At 68.0% G+C, this 21,629-nt stretch carries 20 protein-coding genes and 2 pseudogenes; 9 read left to right on the top strand and 13 right to left on the bottom strand.

The annotated features are described in order from the left end of the window. Nucleotides 1-81: 81 nt before the first annotated feature. Nucleotides 82-303, top strand: a pseudogene (locus tag A5701_RS27475) (molybdenum cofactor biosynthesis protein MoaE); the annotation flags it as partial. Here the strand turns inward: A5701_RS27475 and A5701_RS12480 are convergent. The 3 genes and pseudogenes from A5701_RS12480 to A5701_RS12470 form a co-directional block, all read right to left on the bottom strand. Then, nucleotides 274-747: pseudogene (locus tag A5701_RS12480) on the bottom strand (molybdenum cofactor biosynthesis protein B); the annotation flags it as partial. The pseudogenes A5701_RS27475 and A5701_RS12480 overlap by 30 nt on opposite strands. Then, a complete protein-coding gene (gene moaC / locus A5701_RS12475; RefSeq protein WP_067753399.1) occupies nucleotides 747-1,274 on the bottom strand; it encodes a cyclic pyranopterin monophosphate synthase MoaC in 528 nt (175 codons plus the stop codon). The gene moaC and the pseudogene A5701_RS12480, both read right to left, overlap by 1 nt. Before the next feature lie 8 nt (nucleotides 1,275-1,282). Further along, the gene (locus A5701_RS12470; RefSeq protein ID WP_139273158.1) at nucleotides 1,283-1,483 is read right to left on the bottom strand and encodes a hypothetical protein; all 201 of its coding nucleotides are present in this window, start codon (nucleotides 1,481-1,483) and stop codon (nucleotides 1,283-1,285) included. A 118-nt stretch (nucleotides 1,484-1,601) separates the two neighbouring features. Here A5701_RS12470 and A5701_RS12465 point away from each other — a divergent pair, with 118 nt between their 5' ends. From A5701_RS12465 to A5701_RS12455, 3 genes are all read left to right on the top strand, one after another. Beyond that, nucleotides 1,602-3,860 carry a helicase-associated domain-containing protein gene (locus A5701_RS12465; protein WP_067753393.1) on the top strand — a complete coding sequence of 753 codons (2,259 nt, stop codon included), beginning with the start codon at nucleotides 1,602-1,604 and terminating at the stop codon, nucleotides 3,858-3,860. Between the two features lie 49 nt (nucleotides 3,861-3,909). Beyond that, the gene (locus A5701_RS12460) at nucleotides 3,910-5,559 is read left to right on the top strand and encodes a DNA repair helicase XPB (protein ID WP_067753390.1); all 1,650 of its coding nucleotides are present in this window, start codon (nucleotides 3,910-3,912) and stop codon (nucleotides 5,557-5,559) included. A gap of 223 nt (nucleotides 5,560-5,782) precedes the next feature. Beyond that, complete coding sequence (locus tag A5701_RS12455) at nucleotides 5,783-6,967, top strand: FAD-binding domain (protein ID WP_067753386.1); 1,185 nt, start codon at nucleotides 5,783-5,785, stop codon at nucleotides 6,965-6,967. A gap of 109 nt (nucleotides 6,968-7,076) precedes the next feature. Here the strand turns inward: A5701_RS12455 and A5701_RS12450 are convergent, their stop codons facing one another. Together A5701_RS12450 and A5701_RS12445 are read right to left on the bottom strand one after the other, a co-directional pair. Next, nucleotides 7,077-8,222: a thiolase family protein gene (locus A5701_RS12450; RefSeq protein ID WP_067753383.1), complete on the bottom strand. Its 1,146-nt coding sequence runs from the start codon at nucleotides 8,220-8,222 to the stop codon at nucleotides 7,077-7,079. 1 nt (nucleotide 8,223) lies between these two features. After that, nucleotides 8,224-8,658, bottom strand: coding sequence for a Zn-ribbon domain-containing OB-fold protein (locus A5701_RS12445; protein ID WP_067753379.1), 435 nt, complete (start codon nucleotides 8,656-8,658; stop codon nucleotides 8,224-8,226). 139 nt (nucleotides 8,659-8,797) lie between these two features. Between A5701_RS12445 and A5701_RS12440 the strand changes: the two genes are divergently transcribed. After that, nucleotides 8,798-9,091 carry a putative quinol monooxygenase gene (locus A5701_RS12440; RefSeq protein ID WP_067753376.1) on the top strand — a complete coding sequence of 98 codons (294 nt, stop codon included), beginning with the start codon at nucleotides 8,798-8,800 and terminating at the stop codon, nucleotides 9,089-9,091. Here the strand turns inward: A5701_RS12440 and A5701_RS12435 are convergent. Then, nucleotides 9,088-10,077 (bottom strand): LLM class F420-dependent oxidoreductase, encoded by a 990-nt coding sequence (locus A5701_RS12435; RefSeq protein WP_067753373.1) that lies wholly within the window; start codon nucleotides 10,075-10,077, stop codon nucleotides 9,088-9,090. The genes A5701_RS12440 and A5701_RS12435 overlap by 4 nt on opposite strands. 77 nt (nucleotides 10,078-10,154) lie before the next feature. On the opposite strand from A5701_RS12435, the gene A5701_RS12430 reads away from it, so the two are divergent. Beyond that, nucleotides 10,155-11,396, top strand: a complete 1,242-nt coding sequence (locus tag A5701_RS12430) for an FAD-dependent monooxygenase (protein WP_067753369.1) — start codon at nucleotides 10,155-10,157, stop codon at nucleotides 11,394-11,396. Continuing rightward, nucleotides 11,387-12,247 (top strand): LLM class F420-dependent oxidoreductase, encoded by an 861-nt coding sequence (locus A5701_RS12425; protein WP_067753366.1) that lies wholly within the window; start codon nucleotides 11,387-11,389, stop codon nucleotides 12,245-12,247. The genes A5701_RS12430 and A5701_RS12425 overlap by 10 nt, the downstream gene beginning before the upstream one ends. Before the next feature lie 152 nt (nucleotides 12,248-12,399). Here the strand turns inward: A5701_RS12425 and A5701_RS12420 are convergent, their stop codons facing one another. Continuing rightward, nucleotides 12,400-14,544 (bottom strand): 3-hydroxyacyl-CoA dehydrogenase NAD-binding domain-containing protein, encoded by a 2,145-nt coding sequence (locus A5701_RS12420; RefSeq protein ID WP_067753363.1) that lies wholly within the window; start codon nucleotides 14,542-14,544, stop codon nucleotides 12,400-12,402. A gap of 4 nt (nucleotides 14,545-14,548) precedes the next feature. Beyond that, nucleotides 14,549-15,760 (bottom strand): acetyl-CoA C-acetyltransferase, encoded by a 1,212-nt coding sequence (locus tag A5701_RS12415; RefSeq protein ID WP_067753360.1) that lies wholly within the window; start codon nucleotides 15,758-15,760, stop codon nucleotides 14,549-14,551. A gap of 205 nt (nucleotides 15,761-15,965) precedes the next feature. On the opposite strand from A5701_RS12415, the gene A5701_RS12410 reads away from it, so the two are divergent. Next, nucleotides 15,966-17,144 (top strand): pyridoxal phosphate-dependent aminotransferase, encoded by a 1,179-nt coding sequence (locus tag A5701_RS12410; RefSeq protein WP_067753357.1) that lies wholly within the window; start codon nucleotides 15,966-15,968, stop codon nucleotides 17,142-17,144. Here A5701_RS12410 and A5701_RS12405 read toward each other — a convergent pair. The 4 genes from A5701_RS12405 to A5701_RS12390 are packed head-to-tail and all read right to left on the bottom strand — an operon-like array spanning nucleotide 17,136 to nucleotide 19,691. Beyond that, nucleotides 17,136-17,591, bottom strand: coding sequence for an SRPBCC family protein (locus tag A5701_RS12405; RefSeq protein ID WP_082950154.1), 456 nt, complete (start codon nucleotides 17,589-17,591; stop codon nucleotides 17,136-17,138). The two genes, A5701_RS12410 and A5701_RS12405, sit on opposite strands and share 9 nt — an antisense overlap. Before the next feature lie 57 nt (nucleotides 17,592-17,648). Then, complete coding sequence (locus A5701_RS12400; protein WP_067753354.1) at nucleotides 17,649-18,104, bottom strand: SRPBCC family protein; 456 nt, start codon at nucleotides 18,102-18,104, stop codon at nucleotides 17,649-17,651. Nucleotides 18,105-18,162: 58 nt separating this feature from the next. Beyond that, a complete protein-coding gene (locus A5701_RS12395; protein WP_067753351.1) occupies nucleotides 18,163-19,242 on the bottom strand; it encodes a CaiB/BaiF CoA-transferase family protein in 1,080 nt (359 codons plus the stop codon). Between the two features lie 5 nt (nucleotides 19,243-19,247). Continuing rightward, nucleotides 19,248-19,691 (bottom strand): SRPBCC family protein, encoded by a 444-nt coding sequence (locus A5701_RS12390; protein WP_067753348.1) that lies wholly within the window; start codon nucleotides 19,689-19,691, stop codon nucleotides 19,248-19,250. On the opposite strand from A5701_RS12390, the gene A5701_RS12385 reads away from it, so the two are divergent. Beyond that, nucleotides 19,690-21,435: an alpha-keto acid decarboxylase family protein gene (locus tag A5701_RS12385; protein ID WP_369807414.1), complete on the top strand. Its 1,746-nt coding sequence runs from the start codon at nucleotides 19,690-19,692 to the stop codon at nucleotides 21,433-21,435. The genes A5701_RS12390 and A5701_RS12385 overlap by 2 nt on opposite strands. On the opposite strand, the gene A5701_RS27470 is transcribed toward A5701_RS12385, so the two are convergent. Next, the gene (locus tag A5701_RS27470) at nucleotides 21,432-21,623 is read right to left on the bottom strand and encodes a bacterioferritin-associated ferredoxin (protein WP_068016700.1); all 192 of its coding nucleotides are present in this window, start codon (nucleotides 21,621-21,623) and stop codon (nucleotides 21,432-21,434) included. The two genes, A5701_RS12385 and A5701_RS27470, sit on opposite strands and share 4 nt — an antisense overlap. Nucleotides 21,624-21,629: the final 6 nt, after the last annotated feature.

Raw genomic sequence — 21,629 nt, 5'->3', positions numbered from 1 at the left:
TGGCGTGCGGGACGGCCTGGGCGTGCTCGACGACGTGCTCGATCACGCGCTCGATCAACTCGCCGGCGGAGACCACCAGCGATGACGCTGGTCGTCCGTGCGGCCATGACCGATCACCCGATCTTCCTGGCCGAGCACGAAGAGCTCGTGGCCCATCAGTCGGCGGGGGCTGTCGTCGGCTTCGTCGGCATGATTCGCGACCACGACGGCGGACGGCGGGTGGTGCGGCTGGAGTACTCCGCGCATCCGTCGGCCGAAGAGGTGTTGGCCAAGGTGGTCTCCGCCGGCGAGTTGATCGAGCGCGTGATCGAGCACGTCGTCGAGCACGCCCAGGCCGTCCCGCACGCCACCGGGCGAACCGGGCAGGTTGACGATCAGGGTCCGTCCCGCCACACCGCACACCCCTCGGGACAACACCGACGTGGGCACCTTCGGCAGGCCCGACCGGCGGATCGCGTCGGCCAGCCCCGGGATCATGTAGTCCAGCACGGCGACGGTCTGGTCGGGCGTGCCGTCGCTGGGCGAGATACCGGTGCCGCCCGACGTGATGACGACGTCGACGCCGTCGTCGACCGCCTTGCGCAGGGCCTCGCCGACGGGCTCACCGTCGGCGACCACCGCCGGCTCGGCAAACGAAAACCCGCGCTCTGCAAGCCATTCCGCGATGATGGGCCCGCAGCGATCGTCGTATACCCCGGCGGACGCGCGGGTCGAGGCGATGATGACGCGGGCGGATCGGGTGCCCATCACCGCACCCAAGTTCCGGTCTTGCCGCCTTCCTTGCGCAGCACCCGAATGTCGTCGAGGCGCGCGGCAGGATCCACAGCTTTGATCATGTCGTACAGCGTCAGGCCTGCCACACTGACAGCGGTCAGCGCCTCCATCTCCACCCCCGTGCGGTCGGTGCTGCGAACGGTCGCGATGATCTCGATGTCGGCGGGTCCCACCGTGAATTCCACGTCGACTCCCGTGAGCGCCAACTGGTGGCAGAGCGGGATCAGCTCACTGGTGCGCTTGGCCGCGAGGATGCCCGCCACGCGGGCGGTGGCCAGCGCGTCGCCCTTGGGGAGCCCTCCGGCCGAGATCAGCTCCACCACGTGCGGGGAAGTGTGTAAGGCGCCGGCGGCCACGGCGGTGCGCTTCGTGGTTCCCTTTTCGCTGACGTCGACCATGTGGGCCGCGCCTCGGTCGTCCAGGTGTGACAACGCGCCCGGGCCGGATTCTCCCGATGCCCAGGTCGCCGCGGGCTTGGCGGCCTCGGAGGCCTTAGCCATCCTGGCGCCTACCGGTTAACGACGGTAACCGGGTGCAGGTAGGGCAGGTCAGTGGAGGGCAGCGGGAACACCAGCTCGCCGAACGGCGACAACGCGCCCGTGCGGTCGGTCACGAGTTCGCTCACCGCGTGGTCGTCGGGGTCCGTCGTCGGCCACCCGTTGTCGACATACCTGGTTTTGCGGGCTTTGCCCTCAGCAGTGTCAGCCACGGCGTCCATTCTGACAGGTCGCTCCTGCGCATGTCGTGCAAGATCGGCAGTTCGACCGAGGAGGCCCCGCCATTCGTGGCCGACGTGCGACCCGCCGACTGTTTTACGCTGGTCAGCAATGACCGACAACACCCCGGACATCCCGCTGGGGTCGTGGCTGGCCGACTTGCCCGACGAGCGGCTGATCCGACTGCTGGAGCTGAGGCCGGACCTCGCCCAGCCCCCGCCCGGCAGCATCGCCGCGCTGGCCGCCCGCGCTCAGGCCCGCCAGTCGGTCAAGGCCGCCACCGACGAGCTCGACTTCCTGCGGCTCGCGGTGCTCGACGCGCTGTTGGTGCTGCAGGCCGACGCCACGCCGGTGCCGACGACGAAACTGCTGGCGTTGATCGGCGAGCGCGCTCGCGACGCCGACATAGCGGACGCGCTGGACGACCTCCGCGCGCGCGCGTTGGTCTGGGGCGACACCGCGCTCCGCATCGCCCCGGACGCCGGCACGGCGCTGCCTTGGTACCCGGGCCAAGTCACCCTCGAGGACGCCGCCCGCACGGGCGAGGAGATCGCGCGGCTCATCGACGACCTCAACCAGGCCCAGCTCGACGTGCTGGAGAAGCTCCTCGAGGGTTCGCCGATGGGCCGCACCCGTGACGCCGCGCCCGGCGCTCCCACGGACCGGCCGGTGCCCCAGCTGCTGGCGATGGGACTGCTGCGACGCATCGACGCCGAGACCGTGATCCTGCCCCGCCACGTCGGGCAGGTGCTGCGCGGCGAACAAGCCGGTCCCATGCAGCTGACCGCACCCGACCCGGTGGTGTCGACGACCACCGCCGACGATGTCGACGCGGCGGCGGCCGGGGCCACCATCGACCTGCTGCGAGAGCTCGACGTCCTGATCGAAACGCTGGCCGCCGCACCGGTTTCGGAGCTGCGCAGCGGTGGACTGGGGATCCGCGACGTCAAGCGGCTCAGCAAGACGACGGGCATCGAGGAGTCGCGGCTGGGCCTGATCCTCGAGGTGGCGGCCGCGGCCGGCTTGATCGCCAGCGGGATGCCCGACCCCGAACCGGCCACCGGCGACGGGCCGTACTGGGCGCCGACGGTGGCCACCGACCGGTTCACCGCGCTGCCCACCGCGGAGCGCTGGCAGCTGCTGGCCGGCAGCTGGCTGGACCTGCCGAGCCGGCCGGCCTTGATCGGCAGCCGGGGGCCCGACGCCAAACCGTATGGCGCCCTTACCGATGCGCTGTACTCGACTGCCGCGCCGCTGGATCGCCGGCTGCTGCTGGGCACGCTGGCCCAGTTGCCTTCGGGCGCCGGCGTCAACGCGGTTTCAGCGTCGGCGGCGCTCATCTGGCGGCGCCCCCGCTGGGCCAAGCGGTTACAGCCCGGACCCGTGGGTGATCTGCTCGCCGAGAGCCACGCGCTGGGCCTGGTGGGGCGCGGGGCGCTCAGTACCCCCGGCCGCGCCCTGCTCGACGAGAGCACCGGCCCGCAGCCCGCGGTCGACGCGATGGCGCGTGCCCTACCGAAACCGATCGATTACTTCCTGGTGCAGGCCGACCTGACCGTCGTCGTGCCGGGGCCACTGGAACGCGACCTCGCCGAGGACCTGGCCACCGTGGCCACGGTCGAATCGGCCGGCACCGCGATGGTCTACCGCATCAGCGAACCGTCGATCCGGCATGCGCTCGACGTGGGAAAGACCCGCGACTGGATGCATGGACTGTTCGCCAGACACTCCAAAACGCCTGTGCCGCAGGGGCTCACCTACCTGATCGACGATGTCGCGAGACGGCATGGCCAGCTGCGGATCGGCATGGCCACGTCATTCGTGCGCTGCGAGGATCCCGCGCTGCTGGCCCAGGCCGTCGCCGCACCCGCGACCGACCGGGTGCAACTGCGCGCGCTGGCCCCGACGGTCGCGGTGTCTCCGGCGCCGATCGCCGAGGTGCTGACCGCGCTGCGCGCGGCGGGTTTCGCCCCGGCGGCCGAAGACTCCACCGGCGCCGTCGTCGACGTCCGCCCCCGCGGCGCCCGGGTCCCCACTCCGCAGCAGCGCCGGCCCTACCGCCCGATGCCACGACCCAACAGCGAGAGCCTCAACGCCGTGGTCGCGGTGCTGCGCAAGGTGACCGCCGCGCCGTTCGGCAACAATCGCGTCGATCCGGCGGTCACCATGTCGTTGTTGCAGCGGGCGGCCAGGGAACAAGAGACGCTGGTGATCGGTTATCTGGATGCCGCGGGTGTCGCCACCCAGCGTGTCGTGGCGCCGATCACCGTTCGCGGCGGTCAGCTGACCGCGTTCGACTCGGCGTCCGGGCGTCTGCGCGACTTCGCCATCCACCGCATCACGTCGGTGGTGTCGGCCAACGGCCGATAATGGGATTGCGATGCGTTGCGACCGCGAGGAATGAGAAGGAGTTGGGCCATTGACTGACGGCCCCTTGATTGTGCAGTCCGATAAGACGGTGCTGCTCGAAGTCGACCATGAACTGGCCGGCGCGGCACGCGCCGCCATCGCGCCGTTCGCCGAGCTGGAGCGCGCGCCCGAGCACGTGCACACCTACCGCATCACGCCGTTGGCGCTGTGGAACGCCCGCGCCGCCGGCCACGACGCCGAACAGGTCGTCGACGCGCTGGTCAGCTTCTCGCGCTACGCGGTACCCCAGCCGCTGCTGGTCGACATCGTCGACACGATGGCCCGCTACGGCCGCCTGCAGTTGGTCAAACACCCGGCGCACGGCCTCACCCTGGTCAGTCTGGACCGCGCGGTGCTCGAGGAGGTGCTGCGCAACAAGAAGATCGCCCCCATGCTGGGGGCCCGCATCGACGACGACACCGTCGTCGTGCACCCCAGCGAGCGCGGCCGGGTCAAGCAGATGTTGCTCAAGATCGGCTGGCCCGCAGAGGATCTCGCGGGCTACGTGGACGGCGAGGCGCACCCGATCAGCCTGGCGCAGGACGGCTGGCACCTGCGCGACTACCAGCAGATGGCCACCGATTCGTTCTGGGCCGGCGGATCCGGGGTGGTGGTCCTCCCGTGCGGGGCGGGCAAGACACTGGTGGGCGCGGCCGCGATGGCGAAGGCCAGCGCGACGACGCTGATCCTGGTCACCAACATCGTCGCGGCACGGCAGTGGAAGCGCGAACTGGTAGCGCGCACCTCGCTCACCGAAGAAGAGATCGGCGAATATTCCGGCGAGCGCAAGGAGATCCGGCCCGTCACCATCTCGACGTATCAGATGATCACCCGGCGCACCAAGGGCGAGTACCGGCATCTGGAGCTCTTCGACAGCCGCGACTGGGGGCTGATCATCTACGACGAGGTCCACCTGTTGCCCGCGCCCGTGTTCCGGATGACCGCCGACCTGCAATCCAAACGCCGGCTGGGCCTGACCGCCACGCTGGTCCGTGAAGACGGCCGCGAGGGCGACGTGTTCTCCCTGATCGGCCCGAAGCGCTACGACGCCCCGTGGAAGGACATCGAGGCGCAGGGCTGGATCGCGCCGGCCGAGTGCGTCGAAGTGCGGGTGACCATGACCGACAACGAACGGATGATCTACGCCACGTCGGAACCCGAGGAGCGATACAAGGTGTGCTCGACGGCGCACTCGAAGATCGCGGTGGTCAGGTCGATCCTGGACAAGCATCCCGGCGAACAGACGCTGGTGATCGGCGCCTACCTCGACCAGCTCGACGAACTGGGCGCCGAACTGAACGCCCCGGTGATCCAGGGGTCGACCCGGACGAAGGAACGCGAGGAACTGTTCGACGCGTTCCGCCGGGGTGAGGTGTCCACACTGGTGGTGTCCAAGGTCGCCAATTTTTCCATCGATCTGCCGGAAGCTTCTGTGGCGGTGCAGGTTTCGGGAACCTTCGGTTCGCGTCAGGAGGAAGCGCAGCGGCTGGGCCGGTTACTGCGACCCAAAGCCGACGGTGGTGGCGCCATCTTCTACTCTGTGGTGGCCCGCGACAGCCTGGACGCGGAGTATGCCGCGCACCGGCAGCGCTTCCTCGCCGAGCAGGGCTACGGTTACATCATTCGCGACGCGGACGACCTGCTGGGGCCGGCGATTTAAGCCGAGCGCTCTCCGCCGCCATGCGACGTTGGCGGAAATTGATATCACCGGCGATATCAAGTTTGCGAAGGCCCGCATAGTCCCGGCCTGGCGCCGCGCATCCACCTTCCTGAGCGTCCCGCCTGATCGGCCACTGGCGCAAAGATTTCCACCAACATTGCCTAGTGCAACTGTTTCATAGTGCTATAGTGGACCCAACTCCAATTACCGGAGGGTGGGCACAATGAAGATCGCCGTTGTCGGCGCCGGCATCGCCGGCCCAACGCTCGCGTACTGGCTATCACGGTATGGCCACGAGCCAACCCTGATCGAGAAGGCGCCGCGGCTGCGCACCGGCGGCTACGTGGTGGACTTCTGGGGTGGCGGATACGCCGTGGCCGAACGCATGGGACTCACCGCCGAGCTGCACGCCGCGGGGTACACCGTGCGCGAGGTCCGACTGGTAGATCGCGATTCACGTAGGGTGGGCGGCTTTGCGGCCGAGGTGTTCCAGCGCAACCTTGATGGCCGGTTCGTCACCGTGCCCCGTGGTGACCTGTCGGCCATGATCTATCGCTCCATCGACAACCATTGTGAAACCCTTTTCGGTGAAAGCGTTTCCGCCGTCGAGCAAAACGATTCGGGAGTGCGGGTGACCCTCGACGGGGGCGGCTCACGGCAATTCGATCTGCTCGTCGGTGCGGGTGGCATTCATTCGCCCGTGCGGGACTTGGTATTCGGCCCCTCCTCTAGATTCGAGAAGGATCTCGGCTATCGGGTCGCGGCATTCGAAACCAAGGGCTATGAACCGCGCGACGAACTCGTCTACCTTGCCTACACCATGCCGGGACGCATGGTCGCCCGATTCGCCATGCGCGACGAGAAGACCATGTTTCTCTTTATTTTCACGCCTCAGCACATGAGCGGTCCCGATCCGCACGATGCGTCAGGGGTTAACGCGACATTGCATCAGGTCTTCGGCAATGCGGGTTGGGAGTGCCCGGAGATCCTGCGCCAACTCGACGGGGCAGCCGACGTGTACTTCGACCGCACCAGCCAGATCGTCATGGACCACTGGTCGGACGGGCGGGTGGCGCTGGTCGGCGACGCCGCGGGCGCGGTCTCGCTGCTGGCGGGTGAGGGGACGGGCCTGGCGATGGTGCAGGCCTACACACTGGCGGGCGAACTTGACCGCGCGGGAGACGATCACCGGGAGGCGTTTCGCCGCTATGAGAATCGGCTGCGTCCGATCGTCGAGGCCCGGCAGCGGTCGGCCCGCGCATTCGCCACCACGTTCGCGCCAAAGACGGCGCTGGGTCTGTGGACGCGCAACCAGGCGTCCAAGCTGCTGAACGTTCCGCTGCTGGCCGATTGGGTCGTCGGGAGCGAGTTCGGAAACGACATCGCATTGCCCGAATACGCCGCTTAGCGGTGCGCGTAGCTCTTCCGAACCGTGCGACGTTCGTCGAACTTGATAGCACCGGTGATATCAAATCCGGGGACGCACGCATGGTCCGAGAGCCGCGCGCGGTCGCGGACTACAGCGACAGGATGGTCGCCGATGCCGTGCCGGGTGCGCCGTACACCTGGGCCAGGCCGACGCGCGGGTTGCCGGGCACCTGACGTTCGCCCGCCTCGCCGCGCAGCTGGCGCACGAGCTCGTGCATCTGCCGCAGCCCCGACGCGCCGATCGGCTCACCGTTGGCGATCAACCCGCCGTCGGTGTTGACAGGCATCGAGCCGTGGATCTCGGTGGCACCGTCAGCGAGCAGCTTCTCCTGTTCGCCGTCGGCGCACAGGCCGGTCTCGGCCATGTGGATGACCTCGTTGCCGGCGTCGGTGTCCTGCAGCTGCGCGACATCGACGTCCTCGGGCCCGATGCCGGCGGCCTCGTAGGCCGCCTTGGCCGCGTACACCGTCGGGGAGACGTCCTCGTCCAGCGGGGCGAAGGTGGCGTGCACCTCGTAGGCGCCGTACCGGCGGGTGCGAATCTCGCAGGCCCGCACGTACACCGGCTTGTCGGTGTACTTGTGCGCGATGTCGGCCCGACACATGATCACCGCGGCCGCGCCCTCGTCGGGCGCGCAGAACATGTACTGCGTCAGGGGGTAATTGAGCACGGCGGAATTGAGAATCTCTTCCTCGGGAATCGGCTTGCGGCGGAACGCATTCGGGTTCAGCGCGCCGTTGCGGAAGTTCTTGGCCGCCACCTTGGCGAGCGTGGCCTGGGAGATGTTGTGGTCGTGCAGGTACTTGTTGGCCTTCATGCCGAAGAACTTGGTGGTGACGAACTGGCCGTTCTGCGCGTACCACTGTGGCAGCGCCAGCTTGGCGGGGTCGTCGGTGAAGGCGCCGCGCGGGTGCTTGTCCAACCCGACGGCGATTCCGATGTCGTACTTGCCGAGCCGGATGGTGTCGGCGGTCTGCTGGATGGCGCTGGCGGCGGTGGCGCAGGCATTGAACACGTTGGTGAACGTGATGCCGGTCAACCCGACCAGACGGGTGACCGCGTCCGGGTTCGACACTTCGTGGCTGCCGCCGAAGCCGAACTGGATGTCCTTCCAGGCCACCCCGGCGTCGGCCAGCGCGGATTGAATGGCCTCGGCGCCCATCTGCATTGCGGTCTTGTCGAACCGGCCGAACGGGTGCAGGCCCACGCCGATGATGGCGACATCGTTGGTCATCTCAGGCTCCTTCCGGAGAAGTTGCGATCGGCCGGAACGCGAACGTCATGATTTCGGTGCCCTCTTCGTCGGTGGTGAGCGGGACGATCGTCAGCTCGACCTCCTGGCCGAATTGCAACTCGGCCGGGTCGTTCTCGGTCAGCCGCCCCTCGACTCGGATTACGTCGTCGAGTTGGACCAGTCCGACGCCGAACGGCACGAAGTCCTTGCCCGTCGGGCCTGCGTACGGGGCCCCGGGCGGAAAGCCCTGGGTGGTCCACGCGACCAGTGTCCCGCGGCGCGGCAGCAGCACATCGGTCATCTCCCCGAGGCTGCAGCGCGGGCACCACTGCTGGACCGGGAAGGTGGTGGCTCCACAACTGCCGCACCGGCTGCCGATCAGCTGTGGGCTCTCATCGGGCCAGGTAGAGATCTCGGGGGCGAGTGCCTTTTGCATCGGGGGATCCTCCAGAAGCGTCCACGGTGCGCCTACAGAATGTTGCTCACTGAACCGTATAACAGCTTTCCGAAAAGTGGAAACCGCATTCTCGCTAATTGATCGGGCGCCCCCGCGACCCGCGGATATCGTTGAGACCATGCCAGTCACGGTGATACTCGAACTGAAGTTCAAGCCCGACGCGGTGCCGCAGGCGCGCGACGTCATGGGCCGCGCGTTGCGCGACACCCGGGCGTTTGCCGGGAACGTCCGCACCGACGTGCTCGTCGACGAGGACGACGAAGCGCACTGGCTGATCTATGAACTGTGGGACTCGGTCGAGCACGACGAGGCGTACCGCGCGTTCCGGGCGGGCGAGGGGAAGCTGACCGAGCTTCCTCCTCTGCTGGCCGTCCCTCCGGTCAAGACGAGATACGCCACGTCCGATGTCTAGCTCAGCGCCGGGATGACCTCGCGCTCGAACAACTCGATGCCGGACCGATCGTAGGCCGCCTCCGGGAAATAGCAGATGGCGTACTCGCACCCGAGGTCGCGCAACTTGGCCATCCGCTCGATCACCTGTTCCGGCGTGCCCGTCGCCGAATCGGGTCCGCTGCCGGCGGCGAGCATCGCATCCGCGGCCGCCTCCGGCACATGGCGGACGAGGCGGTCGCGGACCCGCTGGAGCCGGTCCTGGACGTCGGCGTCCGACGTCCCGACAACGGCGTTGACGTTGGCCGAACGCACGATGGCATCGAAGTCGGTACCCAGCCGCCGACAATGCTGGGCCAGCACTTCCGACTTGTGCGCGAAGGCCTCGGGCTCCGGTGTGAAGTTGGTGTATTGCGCGTATTGCGCTGCGATGCGCAGAGTCACCTTTTCGCCGCCGCCGGCAATCCACAGCGGAATCCCATTGTCCTGCAGCGGTTTGGGGGCAACGATCGCGCCGTTGACCTGGTAGTGCTTACCGTCGAAGCTGACCTTGCCGTCGCGCCAGGCATCCCGCATTATCCGCACGCCCTCGTCCAGCCGGCCCAGCCGTACGCCCGCCGAGGGAAATCCGTAACCGTAAGCGCGCCATTCGTGTTCGTACCAGCCACCGCCGATGCCCATCTGGATCCGCCCACCGGAGATGATGTCGGCGGTCGCCGCGACCTTGGCCAGGTACACCGGGTTGCGGTAGCTCATCGCAGTGCACATCTGGCCGAGTTTGATCCGCGACGTGACCGCCGCGTACGCGGCCATCAGCGACCACGCCTCGTGGGTGGCTTCGTCGGTCGGCATCGGGACGGTGTGAAAGTGGTCGTACACCCACAGTGAGTCCCAGGCGCCGTTGTCGGCGTAGGTGGCCAGGTCGCGCATCACCGCCCAGTGCTTCTCCGGTTCGATGTCGACCAGATCCATTCGCCAGCCCTGGGGGATGAAGAGACCGAAGCGCATAACAACGGACTCTAGCCCGGTCGTTGGGCCAGACCCGCCGCTAGGCTTACCCATCGTCGAGCAAGCGGGAGGTCGTCATGCGGGTCCTGGTCTCCGGTGCCAGCATCGCCGGACCGGTGCTGGCGTACTGGCTGACCCGTCGCGGCTTCGACGTCACCGTCGTCGAGCGGGCACCCGCCCTGCGCAAGACCGGCGGTCACGCCGTCGACCTGTTCCGCCCCGCGATGGAGATTTCGGCGAAGATGGGCGTCCTGCCCCGGATCGAAGCGCTCGCCACCGGAACGAACCGCATGATCATGCGTCGGGAAGGTCGCGCGCGGCCCTTCGAGATCGATCTCACCAAGATCTACGCCGCCACGTCGGACCGGCATGTGGAGATCATGCGCGACGACCTCAGCGAAATCTATTACGACGCCGGTCGCGACGACGTCGAGTACCTGTTCGGTGACGCGATCACCGCGATCGACCATGACGGCGAGGTGACGTTCGAGCACGGCCCCGCCCGCCGGTTCGACGTCGTCGTCGGCGCCGACGGGCTGCACTCCAACGTCCGTCAGCTGACCTTCGGCGATGAAGCCAACCTAACCCGGTTCCTCGGCGGCTATCTGGCGGTGGTGTCGGCACCCAAGGCGCTCGCCGGCCGCGGCGAGATGACCTGCCACGTCGGCGTGGGCCGCCTCGCGGCCATCTACACCGCCGAGCACCTCGACGACGCGCGCGCCGTCTTCCTGTTCCGCAGTAGCCGTGAACTCGACTATGACCACCGGGATGCGTTGCGGCAGAAGGACTTATTGCGTTCGGCGTTCGCCGATATGCACGAGCAGGTGGACGATTGGCTAGCCGAAGTCGACAGCACGCCCGCCTTCTACTTCGACTCCATCAGCCAACTGCGACTGGACCGATGGTCACGTCGGCGGGTCACCCTCGTCGGCGACGCGGGATATTGCCCCGGCCCGGCGGTCGGGGGCAGTACCAGCCTCGCGGTGCTCGGCGCCTACGTACTGGCCGGCGAGCTCGCCCAGGCCGACGGTGACCTCCTGCGCGCGTTCTCCGCCTACGAACTGCAGATGCGCGAGCCGGTACACCAGAGCCGCGCGTTCGCCCGCGGTGCCGCCAAGGGCATCATTCCCGGGTCGCGGTTCGGCGTGTGGGCGTTGACCCGCGGCGCGCAGCTGGTCTCGGCCATGCCCGGATCGTTGTCGCGGTCGCTGGCCAAGCTGAACGCCAAGGGCGTCCGGATGCACGACTCGATGCCGGTGCCCGACTACAGCGCGACCGACCGACAAGCGAACGAAAGGAACAACCGCCGATGGAACTAGCCGGTGTGGGAATCTGGAGCAGTCAACTGCGCTACGGCGATCCGTCCGAATCCGCCGAGGCGGCAGCGGAATTGGACGAGTTGGGTTTCCCCGCGCTGTGGATACCCGACGTCGGCGGACCGGTGTTCGACGCCGTCGGCAACCTGCTCGCCGCGACCGAGCGGACCGTGGTCGCGACCGGGATCCTCAACCTGTGGATGCATGCACCCGGCGACGTCGCCGAGTCCTACGCGGCACTCACCGACGAGCACGGGGACCGGTTCCTGCTCGGCATCGGCGTCAGCCACGCGCCGCTCATCGACGCCGGCCAGCCCGGGCGCTACCGCAAGCCGCTGGCGGCGACGGCGTCGTTCCTGGACGGGCTGGATGCCGCCGTGCGGCCGGTGCCCGCCGAGAACCGGGTGCTCGCCGCGCTCGGCCCCAAGATGCTGACCCTGTCGGCGGAACGGTCCCGCGGCGCGCATCCTTATCTCGTCACGCCCGACCACACAGCCTCCGCTCGCGCGACTCTGGGTGACGGCCCCCTGCTGCTGCCCGAGCAGACGGTGATCCTGACCGCCAGCGCCGACGAAGCGCGGCGAATCGGAACCGATTGGCTGCGTGCGTATTTGGCTTTGCCCAACTACGCCAACAACCTGCTGCGCAGCGGGTTCTCCGAAGACGACCTGGCGCAGGTGAGCGACCGTCTCTTCGATGCCATCATCGCGTGGGGCGACGAAGGGGCGATCATGCGCAGGGTCGACGAGCATCGGTCGGCGGGCGCCGACCACGTGTGCGTGCAAGTGCTGCTGGAGGACCCGAAGGCGTTCCCGCGCGAGCAATGGCGCAGGATCGCCGCCGCCTCCGGTTGAGGCCGCCGACGCGGTACCGCCCCTTCCATTGCCGCGACACTTAAACCACGGCGACGACACGCCGTAACGCACCGCCATGGTTTAAGTCTCGCGGGACCACGCCACGCAAAAGCCCCCGAGGCCAACGGCTTCGGGGGTTTTTGCGACTGAAACTAGGTCAGCGAGTCCGGCGGCAGGAAGCGGTCACCGTACTTGGCGGCCAGCTCGCGTGCCCGCGCCACGAACGCTTCCTTGCCGGTCCCTCCCGCACCCTCGTAGCCGACGATGAACTGCGCGCTGCCACCGGTATACGGCGGGAACCCGATGCCCATGATCGAACCGATGTTGGCGTCGGCGGTCGACGTCAACACGCCCTCGTCGAGGCACTTCTGGGTTTCCAGCGCCTCGGCGAACAGCATCCGATCGATCATGTCCTGCAACGGGATCTGCGCGCTGCCCGACTTGAACGTCTCCCGCAGGCCCGGCCACAACCGGGTGCGCTTGCCGTCGACGTACTCGTAGAAGCCCGCGCCCTTGAGCCGCGACGGGCGGCCGATCTCGATCATCTTCTCCACGACCGCCTCCGCCGGGTGCGGCTCGTAGGTGCCGCCGGCGTCCTCGACGCCCTTGCGGGTGGCCGCGGCGATCTTGTGCATCAGCTCCAGGTTGAGCTCGTCCGAGAGCTGCAGCGGCGGCGCCGGGTAGCCGGCCTGTGAGCCGGCGTGCTCGATGCTGGCGGGCTCCACGCCCTCGCCCAGCATCGCCAGGGCCTCGTTCACGAAGGTGCCGATGACGCGGCTGGTGAAGAAGCCGCGGCTGTCGTTGACGACGATCGGGGTCTTGCCGATGGCCAGCGTGTAGTCGAACACCCGGGCCAGCGCCTCGTCAGAAGTCTTCTCGCCCTTGATGATTTCGACCAGCGGCATCTTGTCCACCGGAGAGAAGAAGTGGATCCCGATGAAGTCTTCCTGGCGCTTGACGCCGGTCGCCAGACCGGTGATCGGCAGCGTCGAGGTGTTGGACCCGAGCAGCGCGTTGGGTTCGACGATGTCCTCGATCTCCTGGAACACCTTGTGCTTGAGGTCCTGGTTCTCGAAGACCGCCTCGATGACGAAGTCGACGCCCTTGAAGTCGGCGGGGTCGGCGGACGGCGTGATGCGGTCCAGCAGCGCCTTGCTCTTCTCCTCGGTGGTCTTACCGCGCTGAAGCGCCTTGGCCTCAAGCTTTTCCGAGTAGCCCTTGCCCTTCTGGGCGGCCTCGATGCTGACGTCCTTGAGCACCACGTCGAAACCGGCCTTGGCCGAGACGTACGCGATGCCCGCGCCCATCATGCCCGCGCCCAGCACGCCGATCTTGTTGATCTTGACCGGCTCGATGCCGTCGGGTCGCGAGCCACCGCCGTTGATGTGCTGCAGGTCGAAGAAGAACGCCTGGATCATGTTCTTGGCGACCTGGCCGGTGACCAGCTGGGTGAAGTAGCGGCTCTCGATGCGGGTGGCCGTGTCGAAGTCCACCTGCGCGCCCTCGACGGCCGCGTCCAGGATGGCCCGCGGAGCGGGCATCGGCGCACCCTTGAGCTGCTTCTTCAGCAGCGCCGGGAACGACGGCAGGATGCCGGCCAGCGCGGGGCTGGACGGGGTACCGCCAGGCATCTTGTAGCCCTTGGCGTCCCACGGCTGGGTGTGCGAGTCGGGGTTGGCCTTGATCCACGCCTTGGCGGCGGGCACCAGTTCCTCGACCGAGCCGACCAGCTCGTCGACCAGCCCCATCTCCTTCGCCTTCGCCGGCTTGAAACGGGTGCCCTGCGACAGGATGTTCATGAACGCGTTCTGGATGCCGAACATCCGCACGGTGCGGGTGACCCCGCCACCACCGGGCAGCAGGCCCAGCGTCACCTCGGGCAGGCCCAGCTGGCTGCCCTTGACGTCGGCGGCGATGCGGTGGTGGCAGGCCAGCGCGATCTCCAGTCCGCCGCCGAGCGCGGCGCCGTTGATGGCGGCCACGACCGGCTTGCCCAGGGTCTCCAGCGTGCGCAGGTCGCGCTTGATGTCCTCGACCTCGGTGAAGACGTCGCCGGCGTTCTCGGGGCCGGCGTTGATCATGCTCTTGAGGTCGCCACCGGCGAAGAACGTCTTCTTGGCGCTGGTGATCACCACGCCGGTGACCGAATCCTTCTCCGCCACAAGGCGTTCGACGGCTTTGTGCATCGACTCCTTGTAGTGCTCGTTCATCACGTTCGCCGACCCGGTGGGGTCGTCGAGCGTCAGCGTGACGATGCCGTCGGCATCCTTGTCCCAAGTGATGGTGTTCTCTGCCATGGTCCTAAACCCTCTCGATGATGGTGGCGACGCCCATGCCGCCGCCGATGCACAGCGTGATCAGCGCGCGACGCGCGTTGCGGCGCTCGAGCTCGTCGACCATGGTGCCGGTGATCATGGCGCCGGTGGCGCCCAGCGGGTGGCCCATCGCGATGGCGCCACCATTGACGTTCAGCTTCTCGTCCGGGATGTTGAGGTCCTTCTGGAACTTCAGCACCACCGACGCGAACGCCTCGTTCAGCTCGAACAGATCGATGTCGTCGACGGTCAGCCCGGCGCGGTCGAGGACCTTCTGGGTGGCCGGGGTCGGGCCGGTCAGCATGATGACCGGGTCGGACCCGCTGGTCGCGGTGGCGACGATGCGCGCGCGGGGGGTCAGGCCCTGCGACTTGCCGGCGGCCTCGGAGCCGACCAGCACCAGCGCGGCCCCGTCGACGATGCCCGAGCTGTTGCCGCCGGTGTGGACGTGGTTGATCTTCTCGACGTAGTGGTATTTCTGCAGCGCCACGTCGTCGAAGCCGCCCATCTCGCCGATGCCGTCGAACGCGGTCTTCAGCTTGGCCAGGCCCTCCATCGTGGTGTCGGGCCGCATGTGCTCGTCGTGGTCCAGGATGACCAGGCCGTTCTGGTCGCGCACCGGAATGACCGACTTGGCGAAGTAGCCGCCCGACCAGGCCTCGGCGGCCTTCTGCTGCGACCGCAGCGCGTACGCGTCGACGTCCTCGCGGGAGAAGCCCTCGATGGTGGCGATCAGGTCGGCACCGATGCCCTGCGGCACGAAGCCGATCCGGTAGTTGGTCTCGGGGTCGGTCGCCCAGGCGCCGCCGTCGGAGCCCATCGGAACGCGGCTCATCGACTCGACACCGCCGGCCAGCACCAGGTCGTCCCAGCCGGAGCGCACCTTCTGCGCGGCGGTGTTGACGGCTTCGAGGCCCGAGGCGCAGAACCGGTTGAGCTGCACGCCGCCGGTGGTCTCGGGCAGCCCCGCCACCAGCGCCGCGGTGCGGGCGATGTCGCCGCCCTGGTCACCGACCGGGGACACCACGCCGAGGATCAGGTCGCTGATCAGGTTCTCGTCGAGGTCGGGGTTGCGCCGGCGCAGCTCGTCGACCAGCCCGACGACCAGGTTCACCGGCTTGACCTCGTTCAGCGAGCCGTTGCGTTGCTTGCCCCGCGGCGTGCGGATGGCCTCGTAGATGAAGGCTTCTTCGGACATGTCGAGTTCCTCTTCACAAGTGGGTTTCGGATCCGTATTAAAGGTAGGTCCGGATACCGCACCCTAACAAAGTGCCCGGCCAACCTGTTGGTTGGGCCGATCGCCGCTGGTAAAGCCTGCCGAGCGTCACGCCAGCGTGGCCGCCGCACGCGAGCGCCACGCTGGCGTGACGTTCGAGTCCTGGCGACCCCTAAGCTCGACCAGCATGACGGTGTCGCGACTGCGTCCATACGCGACCACGGTGTTCGCCGAGATGTCGGCGCTGGCCGCGCGGGTCGGTGCGGTCAACCTGGGCCAGGGCTTCCCCGACGAGGACGGCCCCGCGGCCATGTTGAAGGCGGCCCAAGATGCCATTGCCGAGGGGAACAACCAGTACCCGCCCGGCATCGGCGTGGAGTCGCTGCGGCACGCCATCGCCGCCCAGCGGCGGCGGCACTTCGGCATCGAGTACGACCCCGACACCGAGGTGCTGGTGACGGTCGGGGCGACCGAGGCCATCGCGTCGGCGGTGCTCGGCCTGATCGAGCCCGGCTCGGAGGTGCTGCTCGTCGAGCCGTTCTACGATTCCTACTCGCCGGTGCTGGCGATGGCCGGCGCGGACCGGGTGGCCGTCCCCCTGGTCCCCCACGGCCGCGGCTTCGCCTTGGACGCCGACGCGCTGCGCCGGGCGGTGACGCCACGCACCCGCGCGCTGATCGTCAACTCGCCGCACAACCCGACCGGCACGGTGCTCAGCGCCACCGAGCTCGCCGCCATCGCCGAGGTCGCGGTCGCCGCCGACCTCTTGGTGATCACCGACGAGGTGTACGAGCACCTGGTGTTCGATCACCACCGGCACCTGCCGCTGGCCGGCTTCGCCGGCATGGCCGAGCGCACCGTCACCATCTCCAGCGCGGCCAAGATGTTCAACTGCACCGGCTGGAAGATCGGATGGGCTTGCGGCCCAGCACAACTCATCGCCGGGGTGCGGGCGGCCAAACAGTACCTGAGCTACGTCGGCGGCGCGCCGTTCCAGCCGGCGGTGGCCCTCGCCCTCGACACCGAGGACGCGTGGGTCGCCGAGTTGCGCCGCTCGCTGCAGGCCCGTCGCGACCGGCTGGCCGCCGGGCTGTCGGAGATCGGCTTCGAGGTGCACGACAGCGCGGGCACGTACTTCCTGTGCGCCGACCCGCGGCCGCTGGGCTACGACGACAGCGCCGCGTTCTGCGCGGCGCTTCCGGAGAAGGCGGGGGTGGCCGCCATCCCGCTGTCGCCGTTCTGCGACCCGGCCGCCGCGCACGCGTCGGCCCAAGCCAAAGTGTGGAATCACTTGGTGCGCTTCACTTTTTGCAAACACGAGGACACCCTCGACGAGGCGATCAGGCGGTTGGCCGTCCTACGGTGACCCGGCCGGGCCGTAGCCCTCGGTCACCCGCTTTCGCAGGCCCTCCAGCGCGGCATGGAGGATTTTCTTGCGTGCCCGGTTGACCCAGAATTCGGGCAGCGGCGCCCAGGGTTCGACCGTGATGGTGAATCGGACCCGCGTCTTGTCGTCGCTCACGCGGCTCAGGTTGTACTCCCCGTGCTGACCCCGTTGCTGGGCGGTCTTGGCGGCGTCCCACACCATCCAGTCCGGGCCCCAGTGGTATTCCAGCAATTCGGTGTCGTGAATGCCGGTCACCGCGATGGTGACCTTCACGTGGTGCGGCCGCCCGTCGGGATATTTGTCGACGACCTCCACCCGCTTGTGCACCGGCGACCATGACGGCACGGCGTCCATGTCGGCCAGCGCCTCCAGGATCACCTCCGGAGGCGCGTCGATCACAATTTCCGACGATGCTTGAACGGCCACTGCTAATAAGTTAGCAACCGCTCCGGCCGTCCCGAAGGCAAAAATGCGTGCCGCCGACTATTCCGACTCGGCTGTACCGTCGACGTGCTTTACCAATTCGCACAATCCCTTTACCGCCGAGTCGAGCACGCTTTCGCTGGCCCGCCGGACGATGAAGGCGGGCATCGGCCGGCCGGGTTCGACCGTCACGTCGAACCGCACCCGGGTCTTGTCGAGGCCCTCGGGCGTGAGGTTGTATTCGACGTGCTGGCCGTGCTGCTGGGAAGTCCCTTTGGCGTCGTAGACGACCCAGTCGGGGCCCCAGTGATATTCCAGGATCTCTTTGTCGACGAGCCCCAGGATCTTGATGGTGGTTTTGACGTGGTGGGGACGGCCGTCGGGATAACGGTCGATCACTTCGATGTCTTTGTGCAGGGGCGACCACGACGACAGGACGCGGACATCTGTCAGCGCCTCCATGACCACTTCGGGCGGCGCGTCGACGACAAATTCGCGTGATGCTTTTACGGCCACTGAGCTCAACCTAGCAACAACGACCCGCATCCGGATCGATTCGGCGTAAAAACGCTGGCTACCAGTCGATTTCGCTAAGTGGCGTGGTGGCCGCGGGCGGCCGTCCGACCGGTGCCGCCGGGGTGCGGGAGAAGCGGGGGCCCGGGGCGGCCTGGTCGACGCCGTCCTCGGTGATCACGGTGGACCGTGCCCTCAAGTGCTCGTCGGCCGCCGCTTCGCTCCACGTCAGCACCGGGGTGACGCACGCATCGGTGCCGGCGAATGTGGCCGTCCACTCGTCACGGGTGCGGCTGGCGAATCGCTTCGTGAAGACGTCGTACATCCGCGGGTAGGACCCGACGTCGAGCTGGCCGGGGACCTCGTCGGCCGACAGGCCGAGCCCGGTCAGCAACGCCGCGAAGAACTGCGGCTCGATGGCGCCGACCGCCATGTACTTGCCGTCGGCGGTCTCATAACAGCGATAGAAGGGAGCGCCGCCGTCGAGCAGAAACGACTCGCGCCGGTCCCTGAGCGCCCCGGTCGACTTCATGGTCCACATCATCTGGGCGAGCAGGCTGACGCCGTCCACCATCGCCGCGTCGATGACCTGACCCCGGCCCGAACGTTCCCGTTCATAAAGCGCGACGGCGATGCCGAGCAGCACCAGCATCGAGCCGCCACCGAAGTCGGCGACCAGGTTCAGCGGCGGCATCGGCGGCCGGTCGGCGTGGCCCAGCGCGGAGAGCGCGCCGGTCCGCGACAGGTAGTTGATGTCGTGGCCCGCCGTCCGGGCCAGCGGCCCGTCCTGCCCCCAGCCGGTGATCCGCGCGAAGATCAGGCGCGGATTGACCGCCGCGCACTCGTCGGGACCGATGCCGAGTCGCTCACAGGTCCCCGGGCGGAAACAGTCCAACAGCACGTCGGCCTTGGCGGCGAGATCGAGCAGTGCCGCCGGCCGCGTCTTGACGTCCAGGTCGACGATCTGCTTCCCGCGATGCAGCAGATCGCGATCTTCGGCCGGCATCTTCAGGCCACCGGGCCGGCGCACCCGCACCACGTCGGCACCCAGGTCGGCGAGCATCATGCCCGCGTGGGGGCCCGGTCCGATCCCGCCGAGCTCGATCACCCTCACCCCGGCCAGGGGTCCGGCGCCACCCACTGCGGCTACTTGCCCTTCTTCACTTTCAGTACCCGCTCGCGCAGCGCCTTGGTCGCGGAATCGATCGTCCCCTTCACCGCGCGCTTCAAGACGAAGCCGGGCAGTGGCACGTTCGGGTCCGCGAGAAGCTCGAACTTGACCAGGGTCGCGTCTCCCTGCGGTACCAGGGTGTACTTGCCGTCCTGCGCCTTCTGCTGCGAGGAGCTCACCAGCGTCCAGCTCACCGCGTCGGGCGCCCAGGTGTAGGCCACCACCTGTTCGTCGGTGATCCCGGCGACCTTCACCTTCATCTTCACTTGGCTGGGCCGCCCGTCGTCGCCGGTCGAGAGGACCTCGGCACTCTGATGGGGTTCGGACCATTCGGGCATCGCCTCGAAATCGGCGATGACGTCCAGGATCTCCTCCGGACTGGCTTCGATGACGATGTCACGGGATTCTTTGAGTGCCATGGCCCGCACGATACTGAAACGCCGTGCCCGCCGGAATGAATTCGACCGAGGTACCGTCGTGCTTGTGCCTGACAACCAGCCCGTCTACACCGTCGGTGACTACCTGTTGGACCGCCTCGCCGAACTCGGCGTCACCGAGATCTTCGGCGTTCCCGGTGACTACAACCTGGAGTTCCTCGACCACATCGTTGCCCACCCGACCATCCGCTGGGTGGGCAACGCCAACGAGCTGAACGCCGGCTACGCCGCCGACGGGTACGGCCGGCTGCGCGGAATGTCCGCGGTGGTAACGACTTTCGGCGTGGGCGAACTGTCGGCGGCCAACGCGATCGCGGGCAGCTATGCCGAGCAGGTGCCCGTCGTGCACATCGTCGGGGGCCCGTCCAAGGACGCGCAGGGCACCCGGCGCGCGCTACACCACTCGCTCGGCGACGGAGACTTCGAGCACTTCTTGCGCGTCAGTCGCGAGATCACCTGTGCCCAAGCCAACCTGATGCCCGCGACCGCCCGCCGCGAGATCGACCGGGTGCTGTCCGAGGTGCGCGAGCAGAAGCGGCCCGGGTACATCCTGCTGACCACCGACGTGGCCCGCTTCCCCACCGAACCGCCCGCGGACCCGCTGCCCCGCTACACCGGCGGCACCAGCCCGCGCGCGCTTTCACTGTTCGTTGAGGCCGCCGCCGAACTCATCGGTGACCACCAGCTGACGGTGCTGGCCGACTTGCTAGTGCACCGGTTGCAGGTGGTCAAAGAACTCGAGGCGTTGCTGGCGGCCGACGTGGTGCCCTACGCGACGCTGATGTGGGGTAAGAGCCTCCTCGACGAAAGCTCACCCCACTACTTGGGCATTTACGCCGGGTCTGCCAGCGTCCCGGCGGTGCGCACCGCGATCGAAGAGGCGCCGGTTCTGGTGACCGCCGGCGTGGTGTTCACCGACATGGTCAGCGGCTTCTTCAGCCAGCGGATCGACCCGGCGCGCACCATCGACGTCGCGCAGTACCAAACCACCGTGGCCGGTGAGGTCTTCGCTCCGCTGGAGATGGGCGCCGCGCTCGAGGCGTTGGCCACCATTTTGACCCGCCGCGCGATCACGTCGCCGCCCGTGGCGTCGCCGCCCGCCGAGGCCCTGCCCCCGCCACCGCCACGCGATCAACCGCTGACGCAGGAGATGCTGTGGGACCGCCTCTGCGTGGCCCTGACACCGGGCAACGTGGTCCTCGCCGACCAGGGCACCTCGTTCTACGGCATGGCCGACCACCGCCTGCCCCAGGGCGTGACGTTCATCGGCCAACCGCTTTGGGGCTCAATCGGATACACGCTGCCGGCGGCGCTGGGTGCCGGGGTGGCACATCCGGACCGGCGGACGGTGCTGCTGATCGGTGACGGTGCCGCGCAACTGACCGTCCAAGAGCTCGGCAACTTTTCGCGCGAAGGGCTGTCACCGGTCATCGTGGTGGTCAACAACGACGGCTACACCGTCGAACGGGCGATCCACGGGGAAACGGCGCCCTACAACGACATCGTGAACTGGAAATGGACCGACATCCCCAACGCGCTGGGCGTCGCCGATCACCTGGCGTTCCGGGTGCAGACGTACGGTGAGCTCGACGACGCCCTGACCGCCGCCGCGGCGCACCGGGACAGCATGGTGCTCGTCGAGGTGGTGCTGCCGCGGCTCGAAATCCCGCCCCTGCTCGTCGAACTCGTCCAGCCGATGTCGCCGGACGGCAGCGTTCGCCGCTAAGACCGCGGCCGGGTGGCAGCGCCGTTCGGATCCGACGATCGCAGCATCGCCTGGACGGTTCGCCGGCAGCGCCCGCAGTCGGCGCCCGCCCCACAGGCTGCCGCGACCTCCTTGGTCGTGCAGGCCCCGGCTTGGAGCGCCTCGGTCACCGTTTGGCTGGTGACTCCGTTACACAGGCAGACGAACATTCCGGC

The sequence above is a fragment of the Mycobacterium sp. E3305 genome, assembly GCF_001666785.1.
Classification (GTDB): domain Bacteria; phylum Actinomycetota; class Actinomycetes; order Mycobacteriales; family Mycobacteriaceae; genus Mycobacterium.
The sequence above is the reverse complement of the archived record's forward strand: the minus strand, read 5'-3'. Positions and strand labels throughout refer to the sequence as shown.